Genomic DNA, 22,455 nt, shown 5'->3' on the forward strand with positions numbered 1-22,455 from the left:
GTCCGGCATCCGCCGGGCGGGGCCGCCGCTTTGGTCTCGGCGCCGAGGCCGTACAGTTGAACGTCAACGGCAGTGAGGAGCAACGGGTGCTGGAGCGCATCGGGTCGCCGCGGGATCTCCGCGAGCTGACCTACGAGGAGCTGACGGAGCTGTCGGCCGAGATCCGCGACTTCCTGGTCGACAACGTCTCGCGCACCGGCGGTCACCTGGGTCCCAACCTTGGCGTGGTCGAGCTCACGCTCGGCATCCACCGCGTGTTCCACTCGCCCCACGACTCGATCGTGTTCGACACCGGTCACCAGGCGTACGTCCACAAGCTGCTCACGGGCCGCAAGGACTTCTCGACCCTGCGTCGGCGCGGGGGCCTGTCGGGCTACCCGGACCGCCAGGAGAGCGTCCACGACATCGTCGAGAACTCCCACGCCTCGACCGCGCTCTCGTGGGCGGCGGGGATCGCGCGCGGCCACACGCTGCGCGGCGAGACGGCGCGCACCACGGTCGCCGTGATCGGCGACGGCGCGCTCACGGGCGGCATGGCCTGGGAGGCGCTCAACTCGCTCGGCGCCTCGCGCGACCGGGTCGTGGTGGTCATGAACGACAACGGCCGCTCGTACGCGCCGACCATCGGCGGGCTCGCACGCAAGCTCGACGGCATCCGCACCGATCGCCGCTACGAGAACTTCCTCGGCTGGGGCAAGCGGACCTTCGAGAACCGCGGCCCGCTCCGCAGCCTCATGTACCAGACCGTCCAGCACGGCAAGCGTGCGCTCAAGGGCCTGCTCACCGACGACGGCGTGTTCTCCGACCTCGGCCTCAAGTACATCGGGCCCATCGACGGCCACGATCAGCGCCAGGTCGAGCGGGCCCTGCGCCAGGCGCATGAGTTCGGCGAGCCGGTCATCGTGCACGTGCTCACCGAGAAGGGCCGGGGGTACTCGCCGGCCGAGCAGGACGTGGCGGACCGCTTCCACGCGGTCGGCAGGATCCACCCCGAGACCGGGCTGCCGATCGAGCCGTCGCGGTTCGGATGGACCTCGGTCTTCGCGGACGAGATCCTCGCGGTCGCCGAGGAGCGGCCCGACGTGGTCGCGCTCACGGCGGCCATGCTCGCTCCCGTCGGGCTGCAGCCCTTCGCCGATGCGCACCCCGACCGGGTGATCGACGTCGGCATCGCGGAGCAGCACGCCGTCACCAGCGCCGCCGGGCTCGCGTACGCCGGCCTGCACCCCGTGGTCGCCGTGTACGCGACGTTCCTGAACCGCGCCTTCGACCAGGTGCTCATGGATGTGGCGCTCCACCGCGCAGGCGTGACCTTCATGCTCGACCGCGCCGGCATCACCGGCGACGACGGCCCGAGCCACAACGGCATGTGGGACATGGCGCTGCTGCGTCACGTGCCGGGCCTCCAGCTGGCGGCGCCGCGCGACGAGCAGACGCTCCGTCAGGCCTTCCGCGACGCGATCGAGGTCGACGACGCGCCGACCGTGGTGCGCTACCCCAAGGGAGCCGTGGGCGAACCGCTGCCGGCCCTCCGGACCGTGGGGACCATCGACCTGCTCGCCGAGCACGGCGACGCGCCGCGCGTGGTGGTGATCGGCATCGGCTCGATGGCCGCGACCGCCGTCGCCGCGGCCGGCAAGCTGGCCGCCGAGGGGATCGACACGCTCGCCGCGACGGCGACGTGGGTCCATCCCGTGCCTGAGGGCCTCGCGGAGCTCGTGTCGGGCGCCGAGCTGGTGGTGACGGTCGAGGACGGGCTCACCGACGCGGGCATCGGGCAGGAGTGGGCCGCGTACGCGCGGCTCCAGGGCGTGGCCGCGACCTGGTCCCACCACGGGGTGCCACGCGAGTTCCTCCAGCACGCCTCGCGAGCGCAGCTGGTCGACGACCTCGGCCTGGATCCGTCGGCGATCGCCGACGATGCGATCGCGCGCCTCACCCGCGACTAGCGAGGACATTCCTCGCGTTCCCCCGTGAAAGGGGAGCGCACCAGGGGCGACGCTCCGATCACCCGTTGTGCGCGACCCTCGGAGGTCGCTAGGGTGCGCAGCATCGAGGGCGAGCCGGGGCGGGGAGTCCGTCCGGCTCCAGCCCGGCGAGGAGCGCACGAGGATGACCGTGGACGACGCGATCCACCGGCCTGCGGGCTCCTCCGGCTTCCGCGAGACCCGCCCCGACGGCGTCGACATCTACCACCAGCGGCTCGCTGACGGCACCTACGGCTTCTACGTCGCGCAGCCGGACGGCTCGCAGATCTACCATCGCCGTCGCGACGACGGCTCGTACGTGCGGTGGAGGATCCTCTCCGACGGCACGTCCGAGGGTCCGCTCGCGACCGAGCCGGTGGAGCCGCTCGCCGGGATGGCGGACGCGGGCGCCGAGCCGCCGATCCCGGACTCCCGCTGGCGCAGGCGCGGACTCGTCGTGCTCGCCGCCTGCGCGCTCGGGCTGCTGGGCTTCGGCGCCGCCGCGGCCCTCGCTTCCCTCCGTGGGGGCGAGGCGGCCGCCGTGGAGGCCGATGCTCGGCTCGCCGACATCGCGGCGAACCCGACCGAGGCGTGGACGTTCGACCCGACGTTCGGCGACACCTCGGGCTACGCGTCCGCGCCGGTCATCACCGGGGCGGGAGACGGCGTCGTGCTCGTCGCCTCAGCCTTCGACCATGCGCGCTTCGAGGCCGACCACGTCACCGAGCCGTTCTGGAACCCGGCGGTCGAGTGGTCGGAGGACTACGACGCGCAGTACGACGAGGGCTACGCCGCGGGCCTCGCGCTGGTCGAGGACCTCGAGTCGTGGCTGGGCAGCGGCCTCACGGACGAGGCCGACTCGCCCAGCTTCGACGACTACTGGCCCGGGTCCGGCTCGTTCCTCTCGGCGGATCCGACGGTGGACGGCGGCCGGATCGACGGCTTCAACGACGCATGGAACGGCGCCGGCTACGGCGCGCATCGGCTGGTCGAGCCGGTCGGCGCGGGCTTCTCGCCGTCGCTCCGCATGGTCGACGCCGCCTCAGGCGACACCGTCTGGGAGACGGACCTCAGCGTGGTGGTCGACGATGCCCGTGCCGACATCGTGGGCTACGACGTCGGCGCCGACGCGCCCGTCGCGACGGTCATCACCGTGACGGACGGCGACGGACGTGTCTCGAGCACGCTCGTCTCGCTCGCGCGCGGCACCGGCGAGGTGCTCGAGTCGGTGGTGCTGCCCGGAGGGGAGCTGAGCGTCGCGGTCGGCGAGGGCCTGGCCTTCGTCGCGGCGGGCGCGTCGGGCGACGACTCTGCCGTGCAGGCGTACGACCTGGCAGACCTCGGCTTCGGCCCGATCTGGGAGGCGCGTGTCGACGGTGCCGCGACGCTCGTGGTGCATCCGACGTTCCTCGACGTCCGCACCGACGGCCTGGCGGGCCTCGACCTCGAGACGGGCGAGCCGGTGGGATTCTCGGCGCGCCTGGCGGAGGCGACGCACGTGCTGGAGGTCTCCGGCGCTGTCCTCGCGGGCGCCTACCAGGAGAGCGGGGCCGGGAGCTTCATGCGCATCGGCCCGGACGGCGAGGACCTGTGGGACGCGCCGCTCGAGGCTTACTACGTCGGGCTCCGCGACGGGTACCTGGTCGTGGCCGACGCGGGCGACGACCGCCTCGGGGAGAACCGCCGGCTCATCGACCTCGACACCGGGACTCCGCTGTGGGGCGACGAGGTCGATGCGGACCACGGCTGGGCGATGGCGGTGGAGGACGGCTTCGTCTACGCGTACGACGGCGAGAGGCTCGCCAAGGTCGCGCTGGAGTCGGGCGAGGCGGTCGCGTCGATCCCGCTGGAGGCCGTCGACGTCCTGGCGGCGGAATCGATGCTGTACGCGGTGAGCGAGGGGAGCGTCGTCGCGATCGACCTCGCGGACCTCGCCGAGCGGTGGACCTACGAGTACGACGCCTCGCGATACTCGGTGGGAACGTTCGGTGACCGCCTGGCGCTGGTGGGGCTCGGCGAGATCATCGTGCTCGGGGAGGGCGCCGGGGTCGCCGCGTAGCCTCGGTGCGGGTCAGCTCTCCGGCGAGGGCTCGGTGGGAGCGGATTCGGCGGGTGCGGCGAACGCCGCCGCGAGCTCGGGGGAGAGCAGGTCGATCTGCCACGCCCGCGCACCGCGCGACGCGAGGAACGTGCGGATCCACGCCTCGCCGCCGCCGTCGTACTCCCAGCAGGTCCGGCGCAGCGCGTCGGGCTGGAGCAGGTTCTCGGCGGGGACCTCATGCGTCTCCACCAGCGTCGCGACCCGCTCGCGGGCGGCGGTGAGCCGGGCGAAGGCCTCGGGCCGCTTGTCCTTCCACACGCGCTGCTGCGGCGGACCGTCGCCCTGCGGCGCGCGCCGGTTGGGCAGCTCGCGCTCCGTGAGCGCCATCGCCTTCTCGATCGCGGAGTACCACTGCGGCGCGCGACGCTTGGTGCCCTTCGACTGGAACTCGCGGACCCCGAGCAGCGCGTCGAGCGACAGCGGCTTCGCCATCGCGGCGGCGACGATCGCCTGATCACGCAGCACGCGGCCCGGCGAGATGTCGCGGCGGCGGGCCTCCTTGTCGCGCGCCTCCCACAGCGAGCGCACGATCGCGAGGCCGCGCTGATCGCGCACCTGGTGGCATCCGGACGTGCGGCGCCACGGCTCCTCGCGCGGCTCCGGCGGGGGAGCGAGGCGGACCGCCTCGAACTCCTGCTCGGCCCACTCGAGCTTGCCCGCGGCCTCGAGGTGCGCGCCCAGACGCTCGCGCAGGTCGAGGAGCACCTCGACGTCGAGCGCGGCGTACACCAGCCAGTCGTGCGGGAGGGGACGCGTCGACCAGTCCTGAGCCGAGTGCTCCTTCGCGAGCGCGAAGCCGAGCTCGCGCTCGACCACGGCGGCGAGCCCCACCTTGGGCCAGCCGAGGATGCGCGCGCCCAGCTCGGTGTCGAAGACCTTGGCCGGGGTCATCCCGAGCTCGCGCATGCCGGGCAGGTCCTGGCTCGCGGCGTGGAACACCCACTCGGCGTCCCCGAGCGCCTCGCCGAAGCTCGAGAGGTCGGGAAGCGCGGCGGTGTCGATGAGCGCGATCCCGGCGCCCTTGCGCTTGAACTGCGCGAGGTACGTGCCCTGTCCGTAGCGGAAGCCCGACGCGCGCTCCGCATCGGCGGCCACCGGGCCGGTGCCTGCCGCGAAGGCCGCGCATGCCTCGGCGAGCGCCTCGGGGGTGTCGATGATCGGGGGCACGCCGCCCTCGGGCTCGGTGAGGGGGATGGCGGGCGGCGCATCGGCCTCGACGGACGATGCGGTGGTCGGCTCGGTCACAGGGTCCTTCCCGGCAGCGTGCGCACGCCGTGGGGAGTCGGGGGTACCCCTGCGCATGCCGCCATGAGATCCGTCCACGCCGCGATGTGCGGGGCCAGATCGGTGGTGGTGGGCGTCCACGACGCCCGCAGCTCGATCGAGACCTCGCCTGGACGATCGGCCAGCTCGCCGAACGACTCGGAGGTCACCTTGGTCACCGTACCGCCGCGCGCGCGGTGAGGCGCACCGTCGAGGGCCTCCGTGAGCCACGACCAGGCGACCTCGCCCCACAGATCGTCGCGTCCCACCTCGGGATCGGCGACGGCCTTCACCAGGGCGACGATGCGCATCGTCCCGTCCCACGCCGCCTGTCCAGCGGGGTCGTGGAGGATCACGAAGCGGCCCGACGCCTCGATGCCGTCGACCTCGCCGCTGATCGCGGCCGCGTAGGGGGCGATGCGGTGCGGGGCCGGCACCTCGGTGAGGCGCACCGAGGGGTGCGTGGGTGCGTCGCGCAGCGAGAGCAGCGCCGCTCGGAAGTCCGGCGGCGCCGCGTCGAGATCGCTGGCCATGTCTCGGAGCCTAAGCCCGGCTCCGCCAGGCACGACGTACGCCACGCGCACGGCGACCGTCTAGGCTGGGGCGGGTATCCCCGGACGAGAAGGATGGACGATGGCGCTCGCTCAGATCGGTGTGACCGGACTTGCGGTCATGGGTCGCAACCTGGCCCGCAACTTCGCACGCAACGGCTTCACGGTGGCGGTGCACAACCGCTCGCCGCAGAAGATGCACTCGTTGCTCGAGGACCACGGCGACGAGGGCGACTTCATCGGTTCGGAGACGCTCGAGGACTTCGTCGCGTCGCTCCAGAAGCCCCGCACCGTCGTCATCATGGTGCAGGCCGGCGGCCCCACCGACGCTGTGATCGACCAGCTCACCGGGCTGCTCGAGCAGGGCGACATCATCGTCGACGCGGGCAACGCGCTCTACACGGACACCATGCGCCGCGAGAAGGACCTCGCCGCGAAGGGCTTCCACTTCGTGGGCTCGGGCGTGTCCGGCGGCGAGGAGGGCGCGCTGCTCGGCCCGTCGATCATGCCCGGCGGCCCCGCGGAGTCCTACGTCACGCTCGGCCCGATCCTCGAGAAGATCGCGGCCAAGGCGGAGGACGGCACCCCGTGCTGCACGCACATCGGCCCCGACGGCGCCGGCCACTTCGTCAAGATGGTGCACAACGGCATCGAGTACGCCGACATGCAGCTCATCGGCGAGGCCTACGACCTGCTGCGCACGGGCCTCGACCTTGAGCCTGCCGAGATCGCGGACATCTTCGCCGAGTGGAACCAGGGCGACCTCGAGTCGTTCCTCATCGAGATCACCGCCGAGGTGCTGCGTCAGACCGACGCGCGCACCGGCAAGGCGCTGGTCGACGTCATCAAGGACGAGGCGGGGCAGAAGGGCACCGGCCGCTGGACCGTGAAGTCCGCGCTCGACCTGGGCGTCCCGGTCACCGGCATCGCCGAGGCGACCTTCGCCCGTGCGATCTCGTCCCAGGTGAAGCAGCGCGCCGCCGCGCGCGACGTGCTCACCGCGTCGACCGGCGACTTCCACATCAACAACCGCGAGGGCTTCATCGAGGACGTGCGCCTCGCGCTGTACGCCTCGAAGGTGGTCGCGTACGCGCAGGGCTTCGATCAGATCCGCGCCGCCTCCGAGGAGTTCGGCTGGGACATCACGCTCGGCGACATGGCGAAGATCTGGCGCGAGGGCTGCATCATCCGCGCCCGCTTCCTCGACCGCATCACCGAGGCCTTCGAGCGCGACGCGGACCTGCCGACGCTGCTGGTCGACCCGTACTTCGCGGACGAGATCGCGGGCGGCGTGGGCGCCTGGCGTCGCGTGGTCGCGCAGGCGGCCCTGACCGGCGTGCCGGCCCCGGCCTTCTCGTCGTCGCTCGCGTACTACGACTCGCTGCGCGCGGAGCGTCTGCCCGCCGCGCTGATCCAGGGCCAGCGCGACTTCTTCGGCGCCCACACCTACAAGCGCGTGGACGTCGACGGCACGTTCCACACGCTGTGGTCGGGCGACCGCACCGAGGTCGAGGCCTGAACGCTGTGAGCAGCACGGACGGGGCGTCGGCGGCTGCCGGCGCCCCGTTCGCGTTCGCGGCGGCGTGCGGCGGCACGATGCGCGGTCGGGGCCGGTCATGAGCATCGAGCTGATCGGGCGCAGGCCCGTCGTCGCGCCCGAGGACCTCATCGCGGGCCTCGTGCCGCCGCCGCACTTCGGGCGCGCCTCGTTCGACTCGTACGCACCGGATCCCGAGCACCCGTCCCAGGCCGAGGCGCTCGCCGCGGTGCGGGACTTCGCGGCGCCGCACCTGAAGCGGTTCCGGTCGCGCAAGGGCCCCGGAGTCGGGCTCTACCTCGACGGAGGCTTCGGGGTGGGCAAGACGCACCTGCTCGCCTCGCTTGCGCACGCGCTCGGGCCGTCGCGCGCCGTCTTCGGAACGTTCGTCGAGTTCACCAACCTGGTCGGCGCGCTCGGCTTCATCGCGGCGCGTGAGGCGCTGTCCGGATTCGCGGTGGTGTGCATCGACGAGTTCGAGCTCGACGATCCGGGCGACACGCTCATCATGGCGCGGCTCATGCGTGAGCTCACGGACGCGGGCGTGTGCGTCGCCGCGACGTCCAACACGCTTCCCGATGCGCTGGGGGAGGGGCGCTTCGCCGCCGACGACTTCCAGCGCGAGATCCAGGCCGTCGCCCGGGTGTTCACCACGGTGCGGATCGACGGGCCCGACTACCGGCATCGCGGGTCGCTGGCGTTCCCCGAGCCGGCGACGGAGGCTGTTGTCGCGACGCTCGCGGGTTCACCCCGCGCCGCGCTCGCCTCGTGGCCTGCGCTCCTCGCGGACCTCACCCAGGTGCATCCCTCGCGCTACGGCGCGTACGTGGACGGTGTGGCCGCCCTCGCGCTCACCGACGTCGCGCCGCTGGAGGACCAGAACCAGGCGCTGCGCGTCGTCGCGCTGGTCGACCGCCTCTACGACCGCGACGCCGTGATCGCGGCCGCGGGGGCGCCGCTGGACTCCGTGTTCACGGCCGAGATGCTGCGGGGCGGCTACCGGAAGAAGTACCTGCGGTGCCTCTCGCGCCTCGAGTCGATGGCGCACGCGGCGCTGGAGCACACGCGGCCGGTCTGACGCGCGACGACTTCAGCGCTTCTTCTTGGCCTTCGCCTTCTTGCTCGTCTTGGCGCTCTTGCCGCGCGTCTCGGGCGGCGCATCGTCCCCCTGCTGGGCCGGCAGGAGCGCCCCGAGCCGGGCACGCTCCGCGGCGACGTCGAACGTCGCGGGCGGCCACCCGAGGTTCATGTCCTCGAGCGTGTCGACCAGGAGCTGGGTGACGGCGAGCCGCGCGTACCACTTCCGGTCCGCCGGGACCACGTGCCAGGGGATCGACGGCGTTGACGTGTGATCGAAGACGTCCTGGTACGCGTCCATGTAGTCGTCCCACTTGGCGCGCGCGTCGAGGTCGCTCGGGTCGTACTTCCAGAACCGGTCGGGGCGCCTCAGCCGGTTGGCGAGGCGGGCGAGCTGCTCGTCGGGCGAGATCATGAGCGCGCACTTCACCACGGTGATGCCGGACTCCTTGGTCTGGCGCTCGAAGCGGTTGATCTCGGCGTAGCGCCGTGTCCAGGGGGCGCCGTCGACGAGGCCCTCGACCCGTGCGACGAGCACGTCCTCGTAGTGCGAGCGGTCGAACACTCCGATGTGCCCGGGGCGGGGGAGCGAGCGCCGCACGCGCCACAGGTAGTGGTGGCGGCGCTCCTCGGCGGTCGGCGGACCGAAGGAGCGCACCTGGACGCCTTGCGGATCGACCATGCCGAGCACGTGGCGCGAGATGCCGCCCTTGCCTGACGTGTCCATGCCCTGGAGGACCAGCACCAGGGCGCGGTCGCTGCCCGAGCGGGCCTCGGCGAAGAGCATCTCCTGGAGCACCGCGAGCCTCGCGCCGAGCGTGGCCATCGCCGCCTCGCCGGCGGCGCGGTCGCCTCCGAAACCCGGGGTGGAGCGCGCGTCGAGGGCGCCCAGGTCGAAGTCCTCGCCGACCCTCAGCACGCCGGACGGGCGTGCCAGCCAACCGCTCATCGTCGCCTCGTCTCCCTTGCCGCGTCCTTGTCCTCACCCTAGGCGGCGCATCCCCCTGGCGCGAGGGCGCCGGGCCTGGTAGACCGGTCGAGGGGGACATTCTTCGGGGGTGTGCGATGGCGAGCAACAACAGCGCTGCGGCGGCGGGTGGCGGAGGATACTTCCTTGCCATGATCGGCTCGGGGGTGTGGTTCTGGCAGCAGGCCGACGGGTTCTGGGAGCACGTGGGCGCGCTGTTCCAGGCGCTCGTGTGGCCGGCCTTCCTGATCTACGACCTCTTCGAGTTCCTCAACACGTAGGAGCGCTCAGCTCGTGATGTCGACCACGGCGGTCTCGCCGTGGCGCGGGACGATCGCGCCCGCGGTGGCGGCCGCCAGGTCGGCGTCGAAGGTGGGGAGCGCCTCGGGCGGGACGTGGAGGGTGAGCCGCGCCTCCGCGGCGTACTCGGGCTCGTCGAGGGTGCCCTCGTGCGCCCCGATCCAGGTGTGGCAGAAGGCCAGCACCCGGCCCGCCTCGGCATGCGGCACGTCGAGCGTCACCGCGGTGAGGTGCCTGCGTTGCACGGTCTCTGCGATGTCGAGCGTCTCCGCGACCGCGTGCGTGTAGGCGCGGACCAGCCCTCCGGCGCCCAGGAGGACCCCGCCGAACCAGCGGCTCACGATCGCCACGACGTCGGTGACCTCGCGACGACGCAGGACCTCGAGCATCGGCACCCCGGCGGTGCCGGCGGGCTCGCCGTCGTCGCTGGAGCGCTGACGGTCGGCGTGGGTGCCGAGGACCATGGCGACGCAGTGGTGACGGGCGTCCCAACGCTCCTTGCGGATGCGGGCGATGATCGCATCGGCCTCCTCCATCGACGCCACGGGGGCGAGATGGGTGAGGAACACGGACTTCTTGATCTCGAGCGTGTGCTCGACCGGCGCCGCGATGGTCGAGGGCAGGTCGCTCGTCATCTCGGCAGGGTAGCGCGGGAGCGTGCTGGTGCTCGCCGCGCGCCAGGCGGGACGGCTTCAGGCAGCGAGGGCCTTGAGCCACTGCATCGTCGACCGGTCCGTGTCGATGGGGTGGAAGTCGGGGTGGAAGCTGAGCTTGCGGGCGCTCTCGGCGAGATTGAGCGCGGTGGTCGCGGCCGTGCGTGCGGTGCGATCGTCGCCGACTGCCTCGGCGCTGCGGATGAGCGCGACGTGCCAGCGGAAGAGCAGGGTGTCGAGCGTGAGCGGTCGGCGGCGGCGCCAGGTCGAGAGGAGCTCGACGGCCTCGTCGACGTCGCCCTCGCCGCGACGGTCGAGCAGGAGCTCCGCGAGGGCGACCTCGACGCCGCCCAGGGTCCCCTCGCCGTCGGGGTGCTCGGCGAGCAGCTCACGGAAGCGGTAGATCGCGGTGGCGACGTCGCCGCGCGCGGCCGCGATCTGCGCGAGGGCCTCGCGCGCGCCCGGATGCGGCTCGGCGCCGGGGACGGTGACGGCGCGCTCGAGAAGGCGGCGAGCCTCGTCTGCGTGATCGTCGTGCTCGGTGCACAGGTGGAGCGCCAGGCCGGCGAGGCGGAGGGCCTCCTCCTGGTGCTCGGCGTCCACCTGGGTGAGGCGCTGCTCGAGAGCGCGACGGGCCGCATCGTCCCATGTGACATGGGTCACACATTCGGGTGTCATGCCTGCATCTTGGTCCTGTCTCGGCCGGCGCGCCAGGGGACGCGCGGGGTTTCTGGGTCCCGGGCGTCCTCGATTGCGAGGTTCGCCGGGGTATGGGCGGAACGTGGGGTGGCCTCGGCTCGCTCTGGCGCGGGTGCCGTTCTTGGTCGCCAGGCCGGTGATCCGTCCGTGCGGCGTGCGAGGGTGGAGCTGTGCAGGTCGACGTGCTCGTCATCGAGGGCTGCGTGGGGCGTTCCCGCGCGGTGTCCTTGGTGCGAGCCGCGCTCGATACCGTCGGGCACCCGGAGGTGCCGGTGGGTGAGCTGGTGGTCGCATCCGAGGCGGACGCGCGAGGCCTCGACTTCCGCGGCTCGCCGACGATCGTGGTCGACGGCGCGGACCTGCTGCCGGAGGGGCCCCGCGTCGAGCGCCTCGCCTGCCGGGTCTACGCGACGTGGTCGGGCCTCGCCGATGTCCCCGATGCGGAGGTGGTGGTCGCCGCGCTTCGCTGTCGCCTCGACGGCTGACGTGCACTGGTGCGCGTGCTGCGAGACGGGGCTTCCCAAGGGAGCCACTCGCGAACACATCCCCTGCGCGCGGAGCAGTAGGACTGCGCGTGTTTACACGCGCCGGGTGCGCCAACGCGCTAGGGCGTCTTGCGTACTGCGCGAGAGACCGAGTAGCCGCACAGCGCGAGAGTTGCCCCCACCACGAACGCCATGCCCACCATGTCTTCAAGCGCTAGGCCACAATGCGGGGGCTCGCCGCTCGGCGTTATTTCTAGGAGGCATACGTACGCCGAGAGTCGGGTGAAAGCAGTGAACCCGCCGACAAGCGAGCCGATCGCGACAGCAGCCCATCCCCAGCGCATGATCACCCCAGTCTGTTCGAGCGTTTCGGAGCCCAGTACAACGAGACACTAGCGATCTTGTCGGACCGTAGCAGGCATCATGAAGTCCTGGGCGCGTCTCTGAGGATGGAAACGCTCATCACGCTTGCGTGTGTTTACACGCGTTCCGCGAGACCGACTAGATAGAGGGCCTGTAGGGCCCGTACTGGAGGCGACGGCCCCACTTTGTCCATCCCGGCATGGGCGTGAGACTCGTCAGGCATCCTTCGTAGCCCGTTTCGGAGACGACCTCACCGCTCGCGATGGTGACTTCTACGCGCGATCGGCCCGGCGCTGCCACCTCGCTCACGTGTCCGGCGACGATCGCATGCAGGAGGTCCTCAAGATCTTCGACCATCTCGTCGGTGTAGTCGGCTTCCCAGCGCCCGCCGATCGACCCCGCTGCGAAGTCAATGAGGTTGTCAAAGACAACGTCAATCGCCAGCGCATCGTCGTTGGCAGGCGTGATCTTGAGGACAGAGAAGTCCTCGCTCTCGACGAGGTCCACCGTCGCTCCGAGGGGCAGCGCGAGCCGTCGGGCGAGCGTGTCGAAGCGCAGGGTCACGCTTGCGCGGAGCGCATCGCTGGTGACGGGATCCTCTGGGTACATGCGACGAGACTACTGGTGGGGGCGCGAAGATCACGCCTGGCAAAGATGAGAATGCTCAGCACGCTTGGGCCTGCTGCTACGCGCTGGAGAGTATTCGGCAGTGCACCTACTTGCGGCGGGCAGGCGGACGCCCTGTCGCTGAACTACCGTCCGACCAGTGGAAGCCCTGCCGCCGCGTCCAGGTCGTATTGAGCGTGTGTCAGTACTACCGATTCGAGTCCCGACAACCGCCGCAACTCGCTCACATTCTCGATATGCAGGCTCGTTCCCAGATGCAGGTGGCGAAGCCTCTCAAGTTTCGCGAAGGGCGCGAGGTCTAGCGTCGCATCCGGCGATCTCGACGGTTCGAGCCAACTGAAGTTCTCGAGACTCGGTGCGCTGCTGAGCGGTGCGAAGTCAGCGGGCACGACGTTCCACAGGTTCAACTCTGTGAGCTTAGGCAGGTCGGGTAGTCACGATTCCTCGAGATCTTGGCCGACTCCTCGGATTGTGAGGCATTCCAGGTCGACGGCGGGGGCGAGCTGTAGCAGGTCGTCATCTGTCCAGCGCTCGACGCGGATCGAGGTGAGCCGGCACGATGTGAGAGCGTCTGCCAAGTCTGAAGCACGTCGCACACCGATGACGGACAATCGCCGTGCGGCGGAGAAGTCAAGCGGTTCTATGAGGCGCCCGACCAGGCCAAGGCTCGTCAAATTGGCGAGCACTTGGTGCGGGATCGTCGGGATGTTCGGCGAGTAGATGTCCAACGCATTGAATGGCGGCACTTGCTCCAGCCAGGCAAGGGCCGAGGCGCGATTGCGTCGACCGAAGGTTCCGCGCACGATGACGTTTGTCGCGCCAGCCGTGCTGATCCGGTCGATGAGACTGGAGTCGACTTCGTCCTGATCGACGTCGACGTAACGGCCCCCGCCGACGCTCGGGTCGATCTTGCCCGTTCGCATGGCTACCTCCAGGGGATCCCGGTGGGGCAGCCGAACGCTTCACGCATTGCGGGTGAGCCCGGCAAGCGGAGGCGTGATCTCGCGGTCATGGCGACACTCTACGAGCAGCGAGTCGCATGACCGCGTAGCACGCTCTTCACTTGAAGTAGCAACATAACTCGGGGGACCAACCCAGCCACGTACGGCACTGTCACGCCTGCCCACGGGACTCGCGCCAGACTCGGGCTTCGATTCGATACCGGAGGCCTCTGCGGTGGAGTGCGCCCGGTCCACCCGCACCGGCCGCGGGCTCGGCCCGCGCAGGTGCGGGAGCACCTTCCTCGGCCCAATGCGAGGCAGCGGGTTGACGGGGCGCGTGGAGCCGCGATGCTGGAGGTCTCGGGTCGATGCCCGTCCTCTAGTCCCTCGGGGGCGGAGCGGTGGCGCTGCGGGTGGCGCGCGCAGCGCCTTGTCGCGGCGCGACACCCACAGGGCCGCCGGCGCCCGTGGGTACATTGACGAGACACTGCCAAGGAGGACCTCGTGTGTCCTCACCGCCATTGCCCCACACGTCACGCGGTGATGTCCCCAGGCTTGAAAATGGTCTGGATTTCCACATGTGCCTGGGGTGATATCCGGGGTTGAGTGTCAGACCCGGGTGGTTGACTGGTGGTCATGGAGATCGGTGAGGCTGCAGCGGTGGTGGAGCGAGCATTGGACGTGCTCGTGCCTGCTGAGCCTGGCGTGCTGGCGGGGCTGAGCGAGGCCGACGTCGCCGCCCGCCAGGAGTCGTGGGCGCGGATCCGACGCCTGGTCGACGTGCGGGGAGCGTTGCTGGCCGGTGCGGTCGCGCAGCGTTCCGATGGCGTCGGGGGTGGGATGGCGCGCCGGCATGGGCATCGCAACGCGGTCGGGATGGTCGCGCAGACCACCGGCAGCTCGGCGAAGGACGCACGTGACCTCATCGCCGCCGGCGAGCTCCTTTCTAGTGACGATGCAACCGCTGGGCCGGGCGAGAAATGTGTGGCGGTGCGCTGGGCGCGGATCGCGGCCGCGCTGCGGTCCGGGGTGTTGTCGGCGGCGCAGGCGGCATTGCTCAAGGACACCCTGGATCGTCTCGAGGGCGCCGACGAGCGACTTGAAGCACGGCTGGTGGCGAAAGCCAAGCGGTTGTCGCTGGCGGATCTGCGCAAGGCCTGCCTGGATGTCACCGCACGGTGGGACCTGGACCGGTGGGAGGCGCGGGAGAAGCGTCAACGCGCCGACAGGTACGTGAGCGTGTCTGAGCGGGCCGACGGCATGATCGCCCTGGGCGGAGTCCTGGATCCTGCGTCGGGGGCGGTGATCAAGACCTGGCTCGACGCGCAAGTCAGGGACGCGTTCGCCCGGCGTCGCAACGAAGGCCTCGGGCCGGCCGAGCCCGGCGAGGCCGGACGGATCCGCGCCGACGCGCTCGTCGGACTGGCCCGCCACGGGATGCGCTGCGAGGCCCCCGGCAGCGGAGTGTCGACCCAGGTGGTCGTGCGCTTGGACGAGCAGGGGATGCGTACCGGACTCGGACTGGGCTCGTGCGACGCGATCTCGACTCCGATGAGCGCGGGACAGTTGCGCCGCATGGCTGTCGACGCGAAACTCCTCCCGGTCGTCCTCGGTGCAGGGTCACAAGCACTGGATGTGGGTTACGCGCGGAGGTACTTCACGCCGGCGCAGCGGATCGCGCTGGCCGAACGTGACGGCGGCTGCGCCTTCTGCCATGCACCCGTGTCGTGGTGCGACGCCCACCACATCCAAGAATGGAGCCGCGGCGGCCGTTCAGACCTCGCCAACGGCGTCCTGCTCTGCACGAGGTGTCATCACCGCATCCACGACGACGGCTGGACGGTCAAAGCCACCCCCACCGCGGTGTGGTTCACCCCGCCCCGCACTATCGACCCCACCCGCACACCCCGACAAGGCGGACGAGCAGCCCTCCACGTCGATATCGGACGCCAAGAACCGCCGCGAGAACTCACACGGGCAGCCGAACCGGCACACGAACAACTTCGCGACCACCGCGAACCCGTACCCGTCTGACCACCCCGCCCCGAAGCGCCATCCACCCGGTGAGCGCCGCAGCGGCGTGCCCACGCCAGACGTCAGGGTGCAGCGGGCGCGGGCGAGGCGGCGAGAATCATCGGCGAGACGCGCCTGGGTGCGCTGTGTCCTGGGTGGGCCGTGGTGTCACAGAGTGGCCGAGTCGACGAGCACGACCGCGTCCGGCGCCAGCTCCAGACCGCCCTCGACCGCGGTGACGGTGCCGAAGACCGCCAGGGGAGCGCCGCCCTCGACCCGCATCGGCGAATCCGAGAGATTGGCGTGCACCACCACGGGGCCGGACATGGTCAGCTGGCGCGGAGCGGACTCGGACGCGCCGGCCGGGAACCGCGCCCACACCCCGTCCTCGAGCGTCAGCGACCGCGCCGACATCAACGCGGCCACCCACTCCTCGATCCGCGCGTTCGCCGTAGAGCCCGCAGCGACGCCCGAACCGAGCTTCGAGCGCAGGAAGGTCTGCCGGTCCTGGGGGTCAGGCACCGACACCTCGCCGCCGTAGAGGTCCTCCCAGCCGTGGCCGGCGAACTCGTGCATGCGCCCCTCGGAGACCGCGGAGCCCAGGGGTTCGTCGTGATCCGTGAAGAACATGAACGGCCTGGTCTCGCCGTACTCCTCGCCCATGAACAGCATCGGCGTGAAGGGAGACAGCAGCACCAGGGCGAGCGAGGCCGCCTGCGCGCCGGGGGAGAGCCGCGACGCCGGGCGATCGCCCAGCGCTCGGTTGCCCACCTGGTCGTGGTTCGAGGCGAAGACCACGAACCGCCGACGATCGATCGAGGCGGGCACGGGCGCGCCCCAGTCCTTGCCGCGGAAGGTCGAGAACCCGCCGTCGTGCACGAACACGCTGCGGTAGACCTTGTCGAGCGCCTCGATGCTCCCGAAGTCCCCGTAGTACCCATGCGTCTCCCCGGTGAGGTAGGCATGGAGCGCGTGGTGGACATCGTCCGCCCACTGCGCGGTCATGCCGAGCCCGCCCTCGGACGTGGGCGTCACCATGACGGCGTCGTTGAGGTCGGACTCCGCGACCAGCGACAGCGGCCGGCCCAGACGCACCGCCGCCACCGCGGTCGCATCGGAGAGCTCCGCCAGGATGTGGCGCGCGGAGTCGTCGACGAGCGCATGGACCGCGTCGAGCCGCAGTGCGTCGACGTGGAAGTCCTCGAACCAGCGCAGCGCGTTGTCGACGATGAAGGTGCGCATCCCGACCGCATCGTCCTGGTCGAGGTTGACCGCCCAGCCCCACGGCGTCTCGTGCGCGTCCGTGAAGTACGGGCCGAACTGCGCGAGGTAGTTCCCGTCGGGACCGAGGTGGTTGTAGACCATGTCGAGGCACACGCCGAGCCCGTGACGATGCGCGCGATCGACGAAGCGCTGCAGCGCCGCCGGCCCGCCGTAGGCGTCGTGCACCGAGTACAGCGCCACGCCGTCGTAGCCCCAGCCCCGCGAGCCCGGGAACGCCGCCAGTGGCATGAGCTCGACCATCTCGACGCCGCGCGTGCGGAGGTCCCGCAGCTGACGGTCGTCGATCGCGTCGAGCGTGCCGCGGGGCGTGAAGGTGCCGACGTGGAGCTCGTAGGTCACTGCGCCGAGCGCCGAGAGCCCGGCCCAAGCGCCGTCGTCCCACGCATGGGCCGAGGCGTCGAAGGTACGCGACGGCCCGTGCACGCCGTACGGCTGCCACGCGCTGCGCGGGTCGGGGAACGGCCCGGCCCCGTCGACCGAGTACGCGTAGTCGGTGCCGTCCGCGAGCGCGGGGCCCTCCCACCAGCCGTCCTCGGCCGGATGCATGACGTCGACCACGGCCTCGTCGGGCGGCCCCACGAGGATCTCGACCCGGGACGCGCGGGGCGCCCACACCCGCGCCTGCGCCGTCATGCCCGCTCCAGGAGCGCGACCGGGTGGTTCTTGAGCAGCTGCGCGAGCGGCACGGACCCTCCCTCGAACGTCTGGCGGCCGATGACGTCACGCCATTCTCCCTCGGGAAGCTGCACCGTGTGCTCGCCCCAGCCGCCCAGGTGCTCGAGCTCGAGCGCGGCACGGGTCGCCACCGTGACGGCCACCGGCTCCTCACCCGCCGTGCGAGCGAACACCACGGCGTGGCCCGACGATGCCGGCAGCGGCACGTAGCCCGCCTGGTCGCCGGTGAAGGCGTCCGGGTGGTCGCGTCGCAGCCGCAGCGCGGCCGCGGTGACGAGCAGCTTCTCCTCGACGAGCCCGCGCGGACGTGCGCCGCCGAGCAGGCGCGTGAGCATCTCGTCGCGCAGCGCGAAGTCGACCGGGCGTCGGTTGTCCGGGTCGACGAGGCTAGGCGCCAGCGTCTCCGTGCCCTGGTAGACGTCGGGCACGCCGGGGATGGTGAGCTGCAGCAGCTTCTGGCCGAGGATCGCGCCGCGGGTGCCCGTGGCGGTGGCACGATGCCAGGCCGCGAGCGCCTCGCGCACCTCCGGGTCGGCATGGGTCGCCTGCGCGAACCACAGCACCTGCGACTCGTAGGTCTCGTTGATCGAGGTCCACGTGGTGTGCGACTTCGCCTCGCGCATCGCCTTGATGAGGTAGCCCTCGAGGCGGTCCCACTCCATGACGCCGTCCTCGTCGGACGTGCCGACGAGCGTCTGCCACCAGAGGTTCTCCGTGCGCCCGTCGAGCTCCGCGGGGCGCATCTCAAGCGTCATCGTGCGGAGCTGCTGGACCAGCTCGTCCCACTGGTCTGCCGCCTCCGACAGCACGCCCAGCCGCGCGCGCACGTCCTCGGACCGCTTGGTGTCGTGGGTCGAGAGGCAGGTCATCGCGTGGGGGAACAGCTTCTGCTGCTCCTGAGCCCACGCGTGGAAGGCCGCCGGGGGCATCGCGAAACGGCCGGCGGGGGAGCCGACCTCGCACAGCGGCAGCAGGTGCGTCCAGCGGTAGTAGGCGGTGTCCTCGACGCCCTTGGCCATGACCGCGCCGCACGCCTGCTGGAAGCGCGTCACCAGCTCGCGGCGCTTCGCGTCCGTGGTGCGGCCCGCCGAGCCGACCTCGGCGCCCTTGAGCAGGTCCACGACCACGTCGAGCGTCTCGTGACGCTCGGGGTCGAGCAGGCGCCGTGCGCGCTCCGCGGCGTGATCGATCGTGTCGAGCGAGTCGGGCCGAGGCGCGACGTCCGCGATGACGTAGGCGCGGTAGCGGTCGAAGGTGACGAGCATCGTCCGCAGGCAGTCGTAGAGCGCCCGCCAGGTGTGGTCGCGGAGGCGCACGTCCGCCGTGCAGACCGCGTGCGCGATCGTGGCGAGGCGGTGCACCTCGCTCGACAGCGACTCCTTGACGATCTCGCGCTTGGCGGAGTCGATGAGGTCGGGCAGCTCGCCCATCGCGTCCCCGGCCACGCGGTGCAGGGTGCCGGCGAGCGGTGCGGCACCCGACGGGTCGCGCAGCAGCGCCCCGACGCGCCACGAGGCGTCGTAGCCGGTGGTGCCGGCGCACTTCCAGGTGGTGGGGAGGCGCTCCTCGTCCTCGAGGATCTTCTCGACGACGATCCATGCGCCGTCGGTCGCCTCGGACAGGCGGGCGACGTAGCCCTCGGGATCGGCGAGGCCGTCCGGGTGGTCGATGCGCAGGCCCTCGAGCGTGCCGTCCTTCACCAGCGATACGATGCGCGCGTGCGTGGCGTCGAAGACGTCCTCGTCCTCGACGCGCACCGCCACGAGCGAGCCGACGTCGAAGAAGCGGCGGTAGTTGAGCTCTTCGTTCGCGACCCGCCAGTACGCGAGGCGGTAGTGCTGCTCCTCGACGAGCGATGCGAGCGGCAGGTGCTCCGTGCCCGCGCGCACCGGGAACACGTGATCCCAGTAGCGGAGCACCGGCACCTCGCCGCGGTCCTCGAAGCCCGGGACCACCATGTGGTCGACCGTGAGCTCGCCCGCCGCGAGGATGGTGCCGATGCGCTGGCCCAGCACCGGCATGAGCACCGGCTCGCCGGACTCCCAGTCGACGTCGAACCAGTGCGAGAACAGCGACTCGTGCCCATGCTCGAGCACGTCCCACAGCGCCTTGTTGTGGAACGCGGGCGTCGGCACGGCCATGTGGTTGGGCACCACATCGGCGATGAGGCCGATGCCGTGCTCGCCGGCCTTCCATGACAGGTCCCGCAGCCCGTCCTCGCCGCCGAGCACGTCGGAGATCCGCGAGTGGTCGACCACGTCGTAGAAGTGCGTCGAGCCCGGGGCGGCCGTGAGCACCGGGGAGAGGTAGAGGTGAGTGACCCCCAGCGAGGCGAAGTAGTCGAGCCGCTCACCGGCGTCCGCGAACGTGAAGTCCGCGCTCAGCTGCAGGCGATAGGTCGATACGGGTACCGCTGCGCCTGCGCGGTGCCCCTGCCTCTTCCGTCTCCTCGTGCGTTCGTGCGTGCCGTCTGCCATAGAGAAATTCAGCCTCCTCGGGGTGCGTCCATCATGACAGACGCACCCCGAAGGGCCGGGCATTCCCTTGGCGCGGTCTTTACTTGACGGTGACCTCGATCTGGACCGGGATGTTGCCGCGGGTCGCGTTCGAGTACGGGCACATGAGCTCCGCCTTCTCCGCGACGGCCTCCGCCGTGGCCTGGTCGATGCCGGTCGCGGTGACGTGGAGGCGGACGCCCAGGCCGAAGCGGTTGAGGGCCACCGGGCCGATGCCCACGCGCGCCGTCACCTCCGACGCCTCGAGCTTGACCTTGAGCAGCTTGGCCGCGCCCTGGAAGGCCGAGTTGAAGCATGCCGCGAAGCCCGAGGCGAAGAGCTGCTCGGGGTTGGTCTTCTTCGGCTTGGTCAGGGGGTTCGGCATGACGAGGTCCAGGTCGAGCAGCCCGTCGCTCGTCGCGACCCGGCCGTTGCGGCCGTCGCCGGTCGCGGTGGCCTCGGCGGTGTAGAAGGCCTTGGGGCGCTTGGGGGCCACATCGGGGTGCGCTCCCTCGCCGGGGGTGATGTCGATGTCGGCGGTGAGGGGGGTGTCGACGGTGGTGTCGGCGGGCTCGGTCATGTCCGTCCTCCTGCTGTAGAGTTACTAGTACGTCTACATCATGACACAGGGTTGCGCTGCGGGGGAGGGCGAGGGTCCGACGCTCCGCGGCGGGCGTACGGCATGATCGAGGAGACGCGCGACGTTCGCGACAGCACACCGAGGGAGCCCCCATGACCGCCACCGCGGACCACCGGCCCGGACTTCGGGGCCCGGCCGTGCGCGAGGCGATCGTCGACGCCGCCACGGCGCTGTTCGCCGAGCACGGCATCCGCGCCGTCAGCGCCGACCGCATCCTTGCGGACGCCGGATTCTCCAAGGTCACCTTCTACCGTCACTTCCCGACCAAGGACGATGTGGTGGTCGCCTACCTCGCCCGCGAGCTCGACTCCGTGAGGGGCCTGCTCGCGACCGCGGCGGGGGAGGACCTCGGGTTGGAGGAGATCGCGGCCGCGCTCACCGACCAGATGTGCCGCCCGCACTTCCGTGGGTGCCCCTTCATCAACGCCGCGGCGGAGTACCCCGATCCGGACCACCCTGTGCGCGCGCTCGTGGCCGAGTTCCGCGGCCTCATGACCGAGGCGATCGCGGCGTGGCTCGAGGGGGCCGGTCTCGACGCCGCCGGGGCTGCGACGGGTGCGTCGCAAGTGATGATGCTCCGCGACGGCGCGCTGGTCGCCGGCTACCTCGACGGCGAGCCCGACCAGGTCGCCCGCGACCTCGCGGACGGGATCCGCGCCATCATCGGCCTCTCCGCGTGATCTCATCCTGGGAGATCCGCGACTGGCGCCGGCGCGTCGCCGACCTCTACGCCGCGGTGCGGGCGGAGCCTCAGTCTGCGGCGGCGCATCGTTCCTGGGTCGAGGGCCGGGCGGCGCTGCTGCGCGACCACCCCGCGAGCCCCGTGCCCGAGGCGGCGCGCGCATCGTTCACTCCCGAGGTGGCGCCCTACGTGCCGGAGCTGCGCTTCGAGGCGCCCGTGGTCGACGCCGAGCCCGAGCGCCGCGAGGTGCCCACGGCGACCGATGGCGTGGTGCCCTTCGCGAGGATCGGGCGCGTCGAGCTCCCGGGCCTCGGTGGCCTCGACGTGTGGTGGCTCGACAGCTACGGCGGCGGCATCTTCCTGCCGCTGCGGGACTCCTCGCCGCGGAGCTACGGGGGAGGGCGCTACGTGCTGGACACGGTCAAGGGCGCGGATCTCGGCGGCACGCCGGACGCTCTCGTGGTCGACCTCAACTTCGCGTTCCAGCCCTCGTGCGCGTACTCGTCGGACTGGGTGTGCCCGCTGCCGGGGCCGGGCAACACGCTCGCGGCTGCGGTCGAGGCGGGGGAGCGGTACGTGCCTCTCGACCCGTCCTAGGCCTGGGGCTGGTCCGCGCTCGGGTCGTCGGCCGCATCGGCCGCCGGCGCCGCGGTGGTCCGGAGGAGCTCGATCACGGTGGTGGGGTGGTAGCCCGACCAGCGATCCGCCGCGAGCTCCATCACCGCTCCCGAGTCGCGATCGGTGAGCGTGACCGCGACGTCGATGAGCCGACCCTTGGCCGCCACCTCGATGGATGCGCGCTCGAAGGTCCCCATGAGGTAGGCCTCCTCGGGGTGGGCCGCGAAGAAGCCGTGCGGCAGCCCGAGCACGTGCAGGCGGGTGGGTGTCACCGCCAGGCAGACGTGCGGGGGAAGGTGGGCGTGATGCGCCGCGAGATCCGCACCCAGGTCGGCGCCTGCGGCCGCGGTCTCGGGCGCGCCGTCGTCATCCAGGGCGACGCGGCGGTCGGCGTGGGTGTTCCAGATCGGGTCGTCGAGCGCAGACTCGGGCATGAACTCCGCGACATGGGTGATCTGCTCGTCGCCGGTCGCCGCCACCGCCGCGTTCCGGAGCCGTTCCTCGCGTGACATCGCAG

At 71.3% G+C, this 22,455-nt stretch carries 20 protein-coding genes; 9 read left to right on the forward strand and 11 right to left on the reverse strand.

The features are described from left to right. Positions 1 to 86: 86 nt before the first annotated feature. Positions 87 to 1,949, forward strand: coding sequence for a 1-deoxy-D-xylulose-5-phosphate synthase (gene dxs / locus TR42_RS00340; protein WP_042211981.1), 1,863 nt, complete (start codon positions 87 to 89; stop codon positions 1,947 to 1,949). 163 nt (positions 1,950 to 2,112) lie between these two features. After that, positions 2,113 to 4,026, forward strand: a complete 1,914-nt coding sequence (locus tag TR42_RS00345) for an outer membrane protein assembly factor BamB family protein (RefSeq protein ID WP_042211982.1) — start codon at positions 2,113 to 2,115, stop codon at positions 4,024 to 4,026. Positions 4,027 to 4,038: 12 nt separating this feature from the next. Here TR42_RS00345 and TR42_RS00350 read toward each other — a convergent pair whose 3' ends face one another. After that, positions 4,039 to 5,313, reverse strand: a complete 1,275-nt coding sequence (locus TR42_RS00350; protein ID WP_042211984.1) for an HRDC domain-containing protein — start codon at positions 5,311 to 5,313, stop codon at positions 4,039 to 4,041. After that, positions 5,310 to 5,864: a DUF3000 domain-containing protein gene (locus TR42_RS00355; protein ID WP_042211985.1), complete on the reverse strand. Its 555-nt coding sequence runs from the start codon at positions 5,862 to 5,864 to the stop codon at positions 5,310 to 5,312. The genes TR42_RS00350 and TR42_RS00355 overlap by 4 nt, the downstream gene beginning before the upstream one ends. 100 nt (positions 5,865 to 5,964) lie before the next feature. On the opposite strand from TR42_RS00355, the gene gnd reads away from it, so the two are divergent. Next, entirely contained in the window at positions 5,965 to 7,401 is a 1,437-nt protein-coding gene (gene gnd / locus TR42_RS00360) for an NADP-dependent phosphogluconate dehydrogenase (protein WP_042211987.1), read from the forward strand. 97 nt (positions 7,402 to 7,498) lie between these two features. Then, positions 7,499 to 8,497 carry a cell division protein ZapE gene (gene zapE / locus TR42_RS00365; protein ID WP_042211989.1) on the forward strand — a complete coding sequence of 333 codons (999 nt, stop codon included), beginning with the start codon at positions 7,499 to 7,501 and terminating at the stop codon, positions 8,495 to 8,497. Positions 8,498 to 8,509: 12 nt separating this feature from the next. Here the strand turns inward: zapE and TR42_RS00370 are convergent, their stop codons facing one another. Then, a complete protein-coding gene (locus TR42_RS00370) occupies positions 8,510 to 9,445 on the reverse strand; it encodes a PPK2 family polyphosphate kinase (protein ID WP_042211990.1) in 936 nt (311 codons plus the stop codon). Positions 9,446 to 9,561: 116 nt separating this feature from the next. Between TR42_RS00370 and TR42_RS00375 the strand changes: the two genes are divergently transcribed. After that, complete coding sequence (locus TR42_RS00375) at positions 9,562 to 9,744, forward strand: hypothetical protein (RefSeq protein ID WP_042211992.1); 183 nt, start codon at positions 9,562 to 9,564, stop codon at positions 9,742 to 9,744. 6 nt (positions 9,745 to 9,750) lie between these two features. Here the strand turns inward: TR42_RS00375 and TR42_RS00380 are convergent, their stop codons facing one another. Then, entirely contained in the window at positions 9,751 to 10,398 is a 648-nt protein-coding gene (locus TR42_RS00380) for an IMPACT family protein (RefSeq protein ID WP_042211994.1), read from the reverse strand. A 57-nt stretch (positions 10,399 to 10,455) separates the two neighbouring features. Further along, positions 10,456 to 11,094 (reverse strand): tetratricopeptide repeat protein, encoded by a 639-nt coding sequence (locus TR42_RS00385; RefSeq protein ID WP_143058863.1) that lies wholly within the window; start codon positions 11,092 to 11,094, stop codon positions 10,456 to 10,458. Positions 11,095 to 11,285: 191 nt separating this feature from the next. Between TR42_RS00385 and TR42_RS00390 the strand changes: the two genes are divergently transcribed. After that, positions 11,286 to 11,600, forward strand: coding sequence for a hypothetical protein (locus TR42_RS00390; RefSeq protein WP_042211998.1), 315 nt, complete (start codon positions 11,286 to 11,288; stop codon positions 11,598 to 11,600). Between the two features lie 501 nt (positions 11,601 to 12,101). Here the strand turns inward: TR42_RS00390 and TR42_RS00395 are convergent. Together TR42_RS00395 and TR42_RS00400 are read right to left on the reverse strand one after the other, a co-directional pair. Beyond that, positions 12,102 to 12,572 carry a hypothetical protein gene (locus tag TR42_RS00395; RefSeq protein WP_143058862.1) on the reverse strand — a complete coding sequence of 157 codons (471 nt, stop codon included), beginning with the start codon at positions 12,570 to 12,572 and terminating at the stop codon, positions 12,102 to 12,104. A gap of 452 nt (positions 12,573 to 13,024) precedes the next feature. Beyond that, positions 13,025 to 13,513: a hypothetical protein gene (locus TR42_RS00400; protein WP_042212002.1), complete on the reverse strand. Its 489-nt coding sequence runs from the start codon at positions 13,511 to 13,513 to the stop codon at positions 13,025 to 13,027. A 654-nt stretch (positions 13,514 to 14,167) separates the two neighbouring features. Here TR42_RS00400 and TR42_RS00405 point away from each other — a divergent pair. Further along, entirely contained in the window at positions 14,168 to 15,565 is a 1,398-nt protein-coding gene (locus TR42_RS00405; RefSeq protein WP_081953087.1) for an HNH endonuclease signature motif containing protein, read from the forward strand. A gap of 147 nt (positions 15,566 to 15,712) precedes the next feature. Here the strand turns inward: TR42_RS00405 and treZ are convergent, their stop codons facing one another. The 3 genes from treZ to TR42_RS00420 all read right to left on the reverse strand — a co-directional run bounded on the left by treZ (position 15,713) and on the right by TR42_RS00420 (position 20,578). Next, the gene (gene treZ / locus TR42_RS00410; RefSeq protein ID WP_042212005.1) at positions 15,713 to 17,461 is read right to left on the reverse strand and encodes a malto-oligosyltrehalose trehalohydrolase; all 1,749 of its coding nucleotides are present in this window, start codon (positions 17,459 to 17,461) and stop codon (positions 15,713 to 15,715) included. Then, positions 17,458 to 19,980 (reverse strand): malto-oligosyltrehalose synthase, encoded by a 2,523-nt coding sequence (gene treY / locus TR42_RS00415; protein ID WP_042212006.1) that lies wholly within the window; start codon positions 19,978 to 19,980, stop codon positions 17,458 to 17,460. Before treY ends, treZ begins: the two co-directional genes overlap by 4 nt. Positions 19,981 to 20,059: 79 nt before the next feature. Further along, the gene (locus TR42_RS00420; RefSeq protein ID WP_081953088.1) at positions 20,060 to 20,578 is read right to left on the reverse strand and encodes an organic hydroperoxide resistance protein; all 519 of its coding nucleotides are present in this window, start codon (positions 20,576 to 20,578) and stop codon (positions 20,060 to 20,062) included. 152 nt (positions 20,579 to 20,730) lie between these two features. Between TR42_RS00420 and TR42_RS00425 the strand changes: the two genes are divergently transcribed. Continuing rightward, on the forward strand, positions 20,731 to 21,318 hold the full coding sequence (locus TR42_RS00425; RefSeq protein WP_042212007.1) for a TetR/AcrR family transcriptional regulator: 588 nt from the start codon (positions 20,731 to 20,733) through the stop codon (positions 21,316 to 21,318). Further along, positions 21,315 to 21,917: a DUF1684 domain-containing protein gene (locus TR42_RS00430; RefSeq protein ID WP_342341821.1), complete on the forward strand. Its 603-nt coding sequence runs from the start codon at positions 21,315 to 21,317 to the stop codon at positions 21,915 to 21,917. The genes TR42_RS00425 and TR42_RS00430 overlap by 4 nt, the downstream gene beginning before the upstream one ends. On the opposite strand, the gene TR42_RS00435 is transcribed toward TR42_RS00430, so the two are convergent. Further along, positions 21,914 to 22,450 carry a hypothetical protein gene (locus TR42_RS00435; protein ID WP_042212008.1) on the reverse strand — a complete coding sequence of 179 codons (537 nt, stop codon included), beginning with the start codon at positions 22,448 to 22,450 and terminating at the stop codon, positions 21,914 to 21,916. The two genes, TR42_RS00430 and TR42_RS00435, sit on opposite strands and share 4 nt — an antisense overlap. Positions 22,451 to 22,455: the final 5 nt, after the last annotated feature.

It is taken from the genome of Demequina mangrovi (assembly GCF_000759715.1).
Lineage (GTDB): Bacteria > Actinomycetota > Actinomycetes > Actinomycetales > Demequinaceae > Demequina > Demequina mangrovi.